A 12562-nucleotide genomic window follows, 5' to 3' on the forward strand; every position below is an offset into this window, starting at 1 on the left:
CTCATGGCTGAACCCGAACCAGGGAATAATCTTGTGAAAATCCTTGCCCTCCGAAGCCACAAAGGGCGAAGGAGGGTGTGTCAATCTGTGGTTAGGAGGTTTCCCGATTTGAGAGCTGAGAGCTATCTCACGTCTTACATCCTAGGTCTTGGACAGATGTGGGGGAGGGATGCAGGGCTTTCGTAATTCGTAATCAGGAAGTCATCATTTCTTCAGCAGGGTCATCTTCTTCGTATCTCTGAAGCCTCCAGCCTGCAGCCGGTAGAAGTAGATGCCGCTCGAGGCTGTTTTGGCCTTCCATTCTATGCGATAAGACCCAAGCTTTTGATGCTCATCCACGAGAGTCTTAACCAGTCTCCCCGTGATGTCATAAACCTCAAGGGTTACAGCACCAGCCGCTGGTAGACTGTAACCAATTACAGTCCTTTGACCAAATGGATTGGGCTCGTTCTGGAGTAGCTCGAACCTCAAACCTCGAACATTGAACTCTGAACTCTGTTCCTCCACTCCAACCGGGTTGTACGCAAAGATGGACTTCTCTCCACAATCATTGGTTGAATCCACATCATCAAGAACACGGGTGCAGACGGTCATGGTGTAACTGACAGAGTCTGTGGAAGGAACCTGCCAGTTCTCGAAGGTCACCTGGATGGAGGAGTCAGGAGCAAGACCTGATACTTGAACAGTGTCACCATGTCCATCAATGGTGGCCACTACATTGAAGGTGAGAACAACATTGCCCAGATTCAGAACAGTTGCCATAACGCCATAGCTCGAGTCAACGAAGACGGTATCCGGTGGTGCATCGAGACTTAACACACCGCCGTCCTTTTCAATGCTGGCCGTCCGAGTGAAAAAGACAAAGGCTTCTCCAGCAGTCTCCATTCCATGTACATCGCCCAGGGGAGCGCCAACGACCAGATCGGAAAGGCTATCCCCATCCACATCTCCGGCTCCAGACAGAGAGTAACTAAAGCCGGCATCCGAATCTGGGGCAGGTTCACTGAACGAGATGACACTGTCTAAATCAGGACCGAGAAATAAAAAGGCCTCCCCGGCCATAGCTAATCCGTCCACGGTCCCGGCTGCTCCCACCAGGACATCATTAAAGCCATCCCCATTCACATCCCCTGCACCGGAGACAGACCAGCCAAAGAGTGCGAGCTCCTCCGGGACGGGCTCGCTCAAGGGAATTACACTGTCCAGGTCAGGACCCAGAAACAGAAAGACCTCACCCGCAGCAGAAATCCCCCAAGGGTCGGCGTAGCGGGCTCCGACAATCACATCGTCAACGCCGTCGCCATTCACATCCCCTGCACCGGAAACAGAGCCAGCGAAGAAAGCACTCTGCTCCGGGACGGGCTCGGTCAGGGGAATTACACTGTCCAGGTCAGGACCCAAAAACAGAAAGGCCTCACCTGCGTCAGTAATTCCCCAGGGATTGGCGCCGCGGGCTCCCACAATCACATCATCAAAGCCGTCCCCGTTCACATCGCCTGCACCAGATACCGTAGCACCAAAGCGTGCGAACTCCTCTGGGACGGGCTCGGTCAAAGAGATTACACTATCCAGGGCGGGACCCAGAAAGACAAACGCCTCTGCGGCGCCATGAAGCCCCCCAACCTCGGATTCCTCTGATCCCACAATCACATCATCAAAGCCATCCCCGTTCACATCCCCCGCGCCAGAAACGGAAATGCCGAAATTTGCCCATCTCTCTGGGACGGGCTCGGTCAAGGGAATTGCACTCTCTAGGTCCGGACCCAGAAAGACGACAGCCCTCCCGTCCGAACCAGGCGCACCCACAATCACATCGTCAAACCCATCCCCGTCCACATCCCCAGCAGCGGAGACAGTGCGGCCAAAGTATGCTGCACTCTCTGGAACCGACTCGGTCAAGGGAACCACGCTAATCAGATAGGGACCCAGAAACAGAAAGGCCTCACCGGCACTTCTGAGTCCATCCACCTCCGCCAATCGTGCTCCCACCAGGACATCATGGAAACCATCACCATTCACATCCCCTGCAGCGGAGACAGACCAGCCAAAGAGCGCGTCCTCCTCCGGGATGGGCTCCGTTAAGGAGAGAATGGTGAAGGGCTGGGCAGAAACCGTTGAAAAGAGAAGCAGAATTGCATAGATGATGAGCGTTTTCATCGGATATGCTCCTTATTTACTGTTATACTATTTTCTACTTCGCTGTCAAGAAAAATCTAGTTCGATAGACATGCCCTTTACAACTCGTCATTTTTTGCAGTGTTGGGGGGGGGACCACCAGAACAGCCCTCTTGTTCCCGCGGCTCCTCCCCATCAACAGAACACCTTCGTGCCAGTTGATCAGGTCACTCGGGACATGGATCGTCGCAATCCACCTGCGCGTTCGCGCAATCAATCCCCAGGTCGAAGTTGACATGGATGTCGCCGGGATCAGCGTCTTGTGAGGGTAGTTCGACCATCTCCCAGCACTCAAACCCGGAGATCTGGCAGGGGTCCGCGGTAATACAGCCAAAAAGCCCCCAAACCTTGTACTCCCACAGAGTATTAAGGCCGGTGAAGGCATATTCACCGCAGCAGTCGGTCACCGTCATATGTGGTTCTGCCTCGCCCTCAGCTTTAGCCCAGATTGTAATATCTGTGGCACCTGAATCATGCTCCGCTTCGTTCCAGAACACTTTGCCGCAAATGTAATCTTCGGCAGACGCCTCGCCTGAGAGGACCAGGCCGAGAGTCACCATTACGGCAGCGAGAATCAGCCATCTTGCCATTTTCTTTCACCTCCTTTCTTGTAGAAATCAAAAACCCCTTCACAGACGCGCGCATCTGCAAAAGGGAATCTTGGACCTAGCCTTTGTATTTTGGGTGTAACTATCTCAAGAGAGAGAGAGTATCATGGTTTGCGCCCTCCCTTTTCCTTGACCAAAAGTCTTAATTCATTATATGGGCTGCCCTAGTTCCTGTCAATACAGTTCTTAAGAATAGTGGGCAAAAGGCAGGAGTCCTTCTGAGATAAGGCACGCACTTCTGCAAACCTGGATATACACGACAAAATGGAAGCCGCGTCCAGCGACTAACACTTCGAGGTGACACTGACAACTGTGCCGCGCCGGGGGCTCAAAAGTCCATGCCTGGCACCATACGATTTCGTACTCTGTCCTCGGCACTTCGTCTACGGTGTCTCAGAATAAAGGTTTTGTTCAATGAATGATTTCATCTTTTTTGCATAATCCGAACGTGTGCCCAGATAGTATTCATTATGGCTCCCCGTGAGCTCAAAGAAATCCTTTGGCTCTAATGCAGAATTGAAAATCTTTTGTCCGTGTTCGAAAGGAACAAGTTCGTCATCTCTGCTGTGTATTATGAGCTTCGGCATCTTCACCTTCGAAATCTTTGATTGAGCATCAAAATGATTTGACAGGACCCATCTCGGGGGCCTCACTCCATAGATAGCTCTGGCCATGTCTTCTATTGAGGCAAATGCGCTCTCACTTATGAGACAGGCTGCCTTGACTCTGGTTACTAGGTCTATTGCGACGTTTCCTCCTAAGGACCGACCAAAGACTACCACCCTGTCATAGGGTATGCTTCTAACCCTAACCAGATAATTGTATGCAGCCAGGGCATCGGCATAGACTCCTTTCTCGGTTGTCCACCCCCTGCTTCTTCCGTAGCCTCGATAGTCAAATATGAAGACGTCAAATCCCATCTCCTTGAAGAGGAAAATCGATTCGAGCCTGTGGCTGATGTTTCCTGCATTGCCGTGACAGAAAAGAACAACCCCTTTGTTAGTATCGGCCTTCACAAACCAGCCATTCAAGCTCAACCCGTCATCTGTTCTGAAATACACGTCTTCGAAGCCCAGACCTATATTTTTCGGTGTCATCCCAATTATCCTGGTGGGATAAAATATCTGGCTTCTCTCGAAATACTTGAGAGCCAACCATAGAAAAGCTATTAAACAGACAATCGTAAGAACTCTCACAAGTCTCCTACCTGCACGCAACAGGTTCTATCTCCTCTTTGTTCCACGGCGGCGCAGAACAGCAGTCATGGCGAAGAAAGCTATCAAGACGACGGACAGCCCTGGAAGCAGGATCCGCCACCGCGGTTCGTTCAGTACTATAAGAGTGTCCACAGCGGAGTACCGAGCGGTCCCTGGCCCGAACGCAAAACCGTAGTTGATCCCAGATGAGTTGTCTCTCCAGTTGATAAGACCTGTGCTGCCCGGGTTCTCTTCACATTGAACAGCGAATTCGGCCGGCCTGGTTTCACTTTTTGAGACGAAAACAATGTGATTGTGGTCCCACTCTGCAACTGACCATCCCTCTGGGGCCGTTGCCTTCCTTGCGCCACTCATGTTGAAAAGCACCAAAGTGTCACCACGTCCAGTGTAGGTGTAAACCTGTCGCGTTCCCTGAGCCACAGAGCGTCTAACAGAAATTTCCGCGGCGCTTGACCAGTAGTCAGTAGTAAACTCACGTGGCTTCTCCTCACAGGTTCCATAACCCACCCTCAAAGGCCTATTTGCCAGGTCGATAGTCTCAGCTACTGCCAGAAAGAAAACGAGATCTATCGTCGCATTTTTCTCTATGCCTCCCAATTCGCATTCAGCAGCCCACATCCTGTCCGGCGGAGGAAACCACAACTCCTCATGCACGAGGCTTCTCCAGACACCCATACCGCCCCTTTCAGAACCCCTGATGTCCATGAAGGATCGTCTCCATCTAGCCTCGCGTGGCTCATGCCAATTCCAGTCAACCTGATCGTAAGGAATCAGAAGAGCCGAAAGAAAGTCGGAATCCCTGTTGCGGAGCTGAAGATTCACTCTGTAGATTCTATCACTCCCTGAAATACTGACCAGGTCAAATCCTCTTCTTATCTCGGGCTGTACTCCCGCCTGAAGCGACGCACTCGTCAGGAACGGGATGGTCATAGCGACCAAGAGCGCGCGTCCTGCATTTGCCATTTTTGTCCTCTGTACTTCGGCCTCCTCCGCCGGCCTATGCCGACGAAGGACGAAATATGCCCCGTGTATCTCACTTCGTGAGAAACGGGGCAGGCCTCACACCCTCTTCAATGGCGTGGCCCTATTTCGTTCGCCCCTCATCCTTCTTTCGTGATTAGTAACCTCTAATTCGTAATTGATATCTTGTATCTCGTTCTTTGTGCCCTATTTTTTGTGGACAATACTTACCCCCACACTGGTCCCGATTCTCGTGGCCCCTGCCTGAACCAGAGCGACTGCCTGTTCAAATGTTCTTATTCCACCTGAGGCCTTGACCCCCATATCGTCCCCCACTGTCTCCCTTATCAAGCGCACATCCTCCACGGTCGCTCCGCCAGTTCCGAAGCCCGTCGAAGTCTTCACGAATTGGGCTCCGGCCTTCTTAACAAGTCTGGACGCGCCTGCCTTCTCTCCATCTGACAAAACGCAAGTCTCAATTATGACCTTCGTTACTCTATCTGGACCAACAACTTCCACTGCTCTCTCTATCTCTTCAAGCACGAACGAATAGTCACGGTCCTTGAAGGCACCCACATTCATTACCATGTCGATTTCATCTGCCCCATCATCTACACCCCATTTTGCCTCCAGAACCTTTGCTTCAGTGTTCGAAGACCCCAGCGGAAATCCTGATACAGAGCAGACCTTTACGCCCGAACCTTCAAGGATGTCCCGAACAGTTTTAACCCAATGCGGGTTCGTGCAAACAGAAAAGAAATTGAACTTTCCCGCCTCATCGCAAAGCTTTTCTATCTCCTTTTTTCTTGCATCAATCCTGAGCAGAGTATGATCGATCAGCCTGGCCAGTTCACCTTTCGTCAAATCACTTCACCCCTTGTAACCACAGATTAGCACAGATTTCCACAAGATTATTCTCTGGTTCGGGTTCAGCCATGAGGATGTGGTTTGAATCTGTGTTAATCTCGTGTAATCTCGTGGTTCCAAGTGTTGGGCCCAAACCTCTGTAACCACAGATTAACACAGATTTCCACAAGCTTATTCTCTGGTTCGGGTTCAGCCATGAGGATATGGTTTGAATCTGTGTTAATCTCGTGAAATCTGGTGGTTTCAGTGTTTTTGATTTCGGAATTTCGTAGTTTCGCAATTTCGTGTTTCGGACCAACATCCGGAGGATGTTGGTCAGGGTATTACGAATGGCTGTGGTACAAAGGTCATGACAAGAACCACCATAGCAAGAGCAGCTACGGCCTTGTGCACAAATGACAGTGGTGTGACATCGTCAAGAGGTGGTGGATGTCTGAATCCGACGAGGAGTATGAGAATCCCAAAGAAAGCGTAGCCAAGGAACCTGAACACAATTCCGAATGCGACAAGCATCCCCAGGAAGACAAGTCCCAGCTGCCTGTGTGACCTCCCAAAAATGGAGTAGGTGATGTGGCCTCCATCAAGCTGGCCGATTGGAAGAAGATTGAGCCCTGTCACGAACATACCCAACCAGCCAGCAAAAGCAACGGGATGCAAGAATACACCCTGGGTATCAGAGACTCCTTTGATGAATACTCTTTCCAGTAACGAAAACATGATTGAACTTCCTATTATCAGGCCACCCGTCACCTCTTCCATGGGCGCCACCGTGGAAAGCTTCAGGCCAACTATGACCAGTGGTATGGCCACAACCATTCCAGAAAGAGGACCAGCAGCTCCCATGAGTACTAGAGCTTTCTTATTGGGAATGGGAGATCTTATTCTTATGACTGCACCAAAGGTTCCTATGAAGTGCGGGAAAGGTATGAAATAGGGCAGAGTGGTGTCGATCCCCAGCCTCTTGGCAGTGAAGAAGTGCCCAAGCTCGTGTGCACCCAGTATGCAAAGCAGGGAGAATGAGAAAGGAATTCCTCTTTGCAGGTTGAGAAGAGCATCCAGCAAATCCTCAGACTGCCAGAGGGAGCCTGCAAACAAAGTAGTGAGTATGGTGAGGAGGAAAAGGAGAAGGTTGAGAGATGGCCTGGTTTTTGAACCAGGAGATCTTATTCGGGCCAGTGTCAACACGATGGATTCTCCACGTTTTGAAAGCATGGGAGTAAGTCCCTTTTCCTTGAACCTCTCTTTGAGCGCCTCCAGCGCCACCTCTGGTTTGACCAGAAGCTTGCCCCTGAGGCGAAGGGCACCTCCGCTAATCCCACCGGTTTCCGCGTGAAAGACATCGCCAACCAGCACCGATATCCCCTCTACATCCTCTCTCTCTTCTTGCTCTTCAACAGAGTTCACACTGCCCGCCTTCTAGACTTCGCGCTTAGTGATTTGCAGTTCGCAGTTTGTAGTTTTGTCATCGTACTTTGTCTTTCGTAGTCCGTCCATTACATTCAGATTGCCACGGCTCGCCTCCTGCGAGCCTCGCAATCACAGGGAGGGAAGAGTACTTCGTTTTTTATAGATTTTTTGATCGATTTGTCAGATTTGAAGCTTACCATCTTTGACAACGATCTTCCCGTCAACAGTAAGCACAGGGTTTCTTATGATACCATCCAGATGGACGGGGACAGACACCGAGCCTCCAAACGTGGAGTTGTCTCCCACCGCAACGTGAACCGTCCCAAGTACCTTCTCATCCTCGAGCACATTGCCGGAAAGTCTAGCCCTGTCATTTGTGCCCACGCCAAGCTCAGCTATATTCCTGGCCTTCCTGCCGTACTTCTCCATTATCTTTTCAAGTTCCCTTGAGCCTTCAATCTTGACTGCCTCACCTTTCTCGATTGTCAATGTGATTGTCTTTTCAACCATCCCAATGCCGGCCATCGAACCATCAACCACCAGTATGCCTTCCGCCCGTCCTGCAGTCGGAGCTATGAATGCCTCACCAGCTGGAAGGTTGCTGAAGTTCCCGGGATCATGGATTATTCCCGTGTCGGCGTGACCGGCCATTCCTTCCAGCGATAGCCTAAGATCTGTGCCTTTGTCTGACTGTATGTGAGCAATCTTTCCTTCGGTAAGTATGTCTCTAATCTGGACAGTCCTCTGTGCAATCGTCTTATAGTCGGCTGAGAGTCCTCTTATCAAGATGTCCTTGGTTATCCCCGGAAGGGTGGCCACCCGTGCTCCGGCTTCGCAGGCCTTCTTCCGGGCCTCCGTGTGGGAAAGGGACCTGCTCGTAGGTGCCACTATGCACTTCGCCCTTGCCATCATGGCTGCCAGGGCAGGAGGCGGCTCTTCTCCATGGCTGGACCTAGGAATTATTTCCGCGTAAATGGATTCTGCATTCATCTCTTTTGCTACTTCCCAGAATGCAGTAGCTATCTCTCTTGACGGTTCGTCACCTATCGAAAGAAACTCTTCCCCTTGCTTCAAGGCCATACAATCCTTGAGGGCAGTCGCAATGGCTTTTCTCATCTCATCCATCATTTGACTCCCTGGAGCTCACCAGCCGTACGGACACGATTCCTTCCGTCGTTCTTGGCAAGATAAAGAGCCCCATCAGCTAATTCTATCAGATTTGATTTGTCATAAGCGTGCTCTGGGTACAGAGCCACTCCTATGGAAACTGTAACTGAAAATGTGTGTTCATCATATGTAGTTATGTTTGCTGCAACCTCCTTTCTCAGGTCTTCAGCTATCTCGTATGCCTTCTCCGCTTCTTTGGTGATCAGTGCAACGAACTCTTCACCACCATATCTGGCAGCCAATCCTAATTCCTTCTCCCAGTTTGTAAGTATCTTGCCTATGGTTTTCAACACCTGGTCACCAGCCATGTGACCATAGGTGTCGTTGAAGTGCTTGAAATGGTCTATGTCCATCATTAGAAGCGCGATGGACTTGTGGTTTTTTTTGGCCTGCATCACTCTCTTATCAAGTTGATCCTGAAAATACCTGTGGTTATATAGGCCAGTCAGGCCGTCACGTATGGCCATAGCTTCCGTATGCTCGTGCAGTATGGCCCTCTCTATTGCATTTGATGCCTGAGCTGAAAGAAACATCATGTTGTCAGAATCCATCTTTTCGTAGGATGCCTTTCTCAGGCTGAAGACAAAAAGACCCCCAAAGACTTTTCCTTCAATGAGCAAAGGGGCTCCCACGAAGGATCTCAGGTGGCCCAAGCCTCTTTCTCCAGCGTAGAATATGGGTAACCGAACCTCTCGTTCCCGCAGGTCCTCGTTAGCCATAAGAATAACATTCTTTACCATTATCGCAGTCAACGAGTTCCCCAGTTCGAATTCCAGGCCTTCCTTGAAATCGCCACCGGTTCCTTTCGCCCAGAGAACCTTGCACCCGGATGTCTCGTCTATGTCGAGTATGACAAAGACATCACAGTCGAATAGCTTCCCTGCAGCATCGTCAATCACCTCCAGAACATCTCTCAGCTTCAGCTTCTTTGATAAGTCCTTCGCTAGTTCCTGCAGTGCTGAGAAATGAACAACAGCCTTTTCCATCCTGGTACCCATTCTTGCATAACCTATGAGCACCGATGCCTGACGCGCTAGGCCCTCGAGCCTCTCCCTGTCATCAGGCTGGTATGCATTCGGTTCCCTGGAGTCAACAACAAAAACTCCCTCCAACTCCGCTCCGAGAGCAATGGGCACGCAAACCAAAGATCTGACCTGTTCTTCATCGTGATAGTAGCCCAGCGTATTGGGGGGATTGACGAAGTCCCCGGTAAGGAGGCTCTTCCGTTCCTTTGCGACCCATCCCACCACGCCGGCACCCACAGCCATTTCCACACGCTTCGTAATCGTCTTTCTGCTTGTTCTATTTGGACCCATGAGGAGAAGCCCTCTCTTTGAATCGTACGTGAACATGCACGCGGTCTCACACTTGAAAGACCTGTAGGCAAGCTCAACCAAATCAGACAGCGCATCTTCCAATGCCTTGTGGATATCGAGCCCGACTTCACCTTTCCTGGCCAGCGTCTTGACTACAGACTCGCGATCGATGTCTGTGGCCGTAACCCTTTCCTGACGACCCTCCTTTGTGCCCCTTCCTTTCTGAGACACGTATTCGACGACCCTCCCTACGAAAACAGATAAGACTCCGAGCAGAAGGAGAGCCGAAAGGTGTGTTCCGAAGGTGGAGTAGTCCTCTCTGACAACAGAAGACCCAACCTCAGCGACGAAGATACCTGCAAAGGTGGCGATTGCCAGTCTCACGTCTCCCAGAACAGAAGCAACAAATATCACTCCGAAATAGACGAGGAATATGGGAGAGGCTAGCCCTCCAGTTGACTGGACAGACAGATTTGCAACCAGAGCCAGCCCCACAAGAGTGCCCACCATTTGCCTTCTGGTGGGAGGGAGCTCCTTCTTCAGCCTGTAGTAAATGAGGAAAAAGAATACACCAATGGGCAGAAGGAGGAATATTGACAACCAAATCTGGGGCGGCCGGTAAAAGGCCCCAAGCAGGCTGCTCAGGAAAATTGTTCCGGCCAAAACGAGAAGCAGGATGCTTGAGCTTCTGCGGCTTCGCGCGATTTCCATGGTGCAAATAAACTATCAGAAGTCACAACGTATTTCAAGAACGAAGTACGAGGTATCCGACAATGCCGAAGGGAACAAAATGGGGGTGATGCGGATTCTGCAGTGGTCGAGCCTGCCGAAGCAATCTCGTGTTTAGGTTTTCATTTTGACTTTTGATTTCTGCAAACTTCAGTTAGTAGATTTTTGCCAAATAGGCCCCCTTATAGTAATGCCTCAGTATCTTATCATATGTGAAGCCCTTTCTGGACATACCAATCGCACCCCATTGACACATCCCCACCCCGTGCCCCCATCCTTTCCCTTCCATCGTGTACATCCAACCATTGAATTTGAGCCTGAAGTTGTTAGACGGCAAATCAACCCACCCGCGTTTGGGATCTCTGAACAATCTCCTGATGTTACCCTTCCGGATTGTGTACGTTGCTACAGTCGTCACAACTCTGACACTCACGACTCTGCCGAACCCATCCCTCTTGGTCACCTGCATAGATTTGAGAACGCCTTTTGGGGAGATGCCTAGAATTGACGCCAGGTTTGCCTTCACCATACGCTCAAAGTCTTCCTTGCCCCACGACCTGGTCCACTGATACATTGGTGAGCCTCTGCAAAATGGCCGGGACCCACCAAACAGGGAAATTATCCTGTCAGGGCGAGCCCGGAGGTAGCGCACAGCAGAACCAAACCATGCGTCTTCATTAGAACACGTGTGCCCTCCACAAGTAGAATGATATGCAGCTCTTACGGGCTTACCCTTGTGCATGAGGATTATCCCCTTCGTCTCAGAAACTGCCCTGTTTGTCAACCGCGATTCCTTGATTACTCCAGAATAGACCTGGTCGCTGGTAGTGGCAACCACATCGTAGCCAAGTGATTTACGCTTGGTCATTTTGGCAACTGCGTATGTCCTTGCGGCAACAGCCTGTGCTTTTGCAGCTTCAAAGGCCGTGGAATCTCTGTTGCCGATTTCTGATGGAACGACTGAGCGAAGGTAGTCCTCCATAGGCAGTATGTTTGTGACAAGCAGATTGTTCACACCAACCCTGCTGACCTTGACGATCCCCCTGTAGGGCAAACCATTGACTGTGATGAAACCATTCTTGACCTTCTGCGAGAAGATTACTGGGAATGCTGGATTCTTGATCACTCCTTTTGTAGAGCCTCTGGTTTCAATTTTCTGTTTGCCCTGGACCAGTTTTATGTGCCATTCCTTTCCTGCAGGAAGAGTCGCCTTCTTCCGACCCATAGCAACTCTGCAAGAACGCTTTCCTGAAATTCTAACGTTATTGGTGCTCTCCAGAATGTTTACTCGTATGAAGACAGTTTTCCCTTTTTCTTTCGCCAGTTGTGGTATTTCTGTTCTGATTATGCCTCTTGGCGCACACCCCCCGACCACAAATAACGAAACTACGAAAATCGAAATTGCGAAATTAGCAAACCTGCTCTTTTCCAAAGTCACTCTATGCCCCCCAGCTTCCGCGCTCTGTACACTCGTTTCTCTGCATTACTGTTTTGTAATTAGTAATTCGTGATTTGTAATTTTGTTCATCGCTGTTCATTCGTTACTCGCTTCCAAGATCCTATCGATGTAGGCTTTCATGGACCTCGTGTGTGTTCCCGGCCAGTAGATCCTGCCGCAGGAACCGCACATCTTGAATCTGCCCTGGGTTTGGAAGACGTATAAAGGAACCTTCCCTTTCACGTCATCCTTCTCTACATCATTTAGCTCAACATTACATACATTGCACCTTGTAAAAGGCGCAAGCCTGTGCTCCAGGTGCAGATCTTTAATGACCTGTACTATTTGCTCCTCAGGAATCTCACTTTTGACAAGGAGGACCTCTACGCTGTAAGCGGAAGGTATTCTGGTATTCCGGGTAACTACTGTTCTTTCTTCATTGAGCGCTCTCTTCAGCAGTTTGGTGGACTCTGTCTCACCATAGTATTCGGCATCCACACCCAGCACCCTCAGCCACCTCGCCAGCTTGCCGCACATGAAGTCTACTATCAGCCGCACACTTGCCGGTTTCCCAGGCCCCTGCACAATAGACCCATCCACATTCTAACAGACTTCAGGTTTGCCTTCTCCGAACTCTAGTATGCGCCACCTTTTTCTTCTCGTCAACCACTAACTGAA

General features: G+C 50.4%; 10 protein-coding genes. All 10 read right to left on the reverse strand.

Annotation, left to right across the window (positions count from 1 at the left end):
- Positions 1-204: 204 nt before the first annotated feature.
- The 10 genes from E3J62_06695 to E3J62_06740 all read right to left on the reverse strand — a co-directional run bounded on the left by E3J62_06695 (position 205) and on the right by E3J62_06740 (position 12442).
- Positions 205-2157, reverse strand: coding sequence for a T9SS type A sorting domain-containing protein (locus tag E3J62_06695; GenBank protein ID TET45637.1), 1953 nt, complete (start codon positions 2155-2157; stop codon positions 205-207).
- A gap of 185 nt (positions 2158-2342) precedes the next feature.
- Positions 2343-2765, reverse strand: coding sequence for a hypothetical protein (locus E3J62_06700; GenBank protein TET45638.1), 423 nt, complete (start codon positions 2763-2765; stop codon positions 2343-2345).
- A 401-nt stretch (positions 2766-3166) separates the two neighbouring features.
- Positions 3167-4000 carry an alpha/beta hydrolase gene (locus tag E3J62_06705; protein TET45639.1) on the reverse strand — a complete coding sequence of 278 codons (834 nt, stop codon included), beginning with the start codon at positions 3998-4000 and terminating at the stop codon, positions 3167-3169.
- A gap of 6 nt (positions 4001-4006) precedes the next feature.
- Positions 4007-4963, reverse strand: coding sequence for a hypothetical protein (locus E3J62_06710; protein ID TET45640.1), 957 nt, complete (start codon positions 4961-4963; stop codon positions 4007-4009).
- Positions 4964-5167: 204 nt separating this feature from the next.
- A complete protein-coding gene (deoC, locus tag E3J62_06715) occupies positions 5168-5824 on the reverse strand; it encodes a deoxyribose-phosphate aldolase (protein TET45641.1) in 657 nt (218 codons plus the stop codon).
- A gap of 318 nt (positions 5825-6142) precedes the next feature.
- The gene (locus E3J62_06720; GenBank protein ID TET45642.1) at positions 6143-7231 is read right to left on the reverse strand and encodes a site-2 protease family protein; all 1089 of its coding nucleotides are present in this window, start codon (positions 7229-7231) and stop codon (positions 6143-6145) included.
- A gap of 183 nt (positions 7232-7414) precedes the next feature.
- Positions 7415-8359 (reverse strand): aminopeptidase, encoded by a 945-nt coding sequence (locus tag E3J62_06725; protein ID TET45643.1) that lies wholly within the window; start codon positions 8357-8359, stop codon positions 7415-7417.
- Positions 8359-10428 (reverse strand): diguanylate cyclase, encoded by a 2070-nt coding sequence (locus E3J62_06730; GenBank protein TET45644.1) that lies wholly within the window; start codon positions 10426-10428, stop codon positions 8359-8361. The genes E3J62_06725 and E3J62_06730 overlap by 1 nt, the downstream gene beginning before the upstream one ends.
- Positions 10429-10600: 172 nt before the next feature.
- Entirely contained in the window at positions 10601-11671 is a 1071-nt protein-coding gene (locus E3J62_06735; protein TET45645.1) for a SpoIID/LytB domain-containing protein, read from the reverse strand.
- A 309-nt stretch (positions 11672-11980) separates the two neighbouring features.
- A complete protein-coding gene (locus E3J62_06740) occupies positions 11981-12442 on the reverse strand; it encodes a hypothetical protein (protein ID TET45646.1) in 462 nt (153 codons plus the stop codon).
- Positions 12443-12562: the final 120 nt, after the last annotated feature.

This window comes from candidate division TA06 bacterium (genome assembly GCA_004376575.1).
In the GTDB taxonomy this organism is placed as follows: domain Bacteria; phylum Hydrothermota; class DG-26; order E44-bin18; family E44-bin18; genus E44-bin18.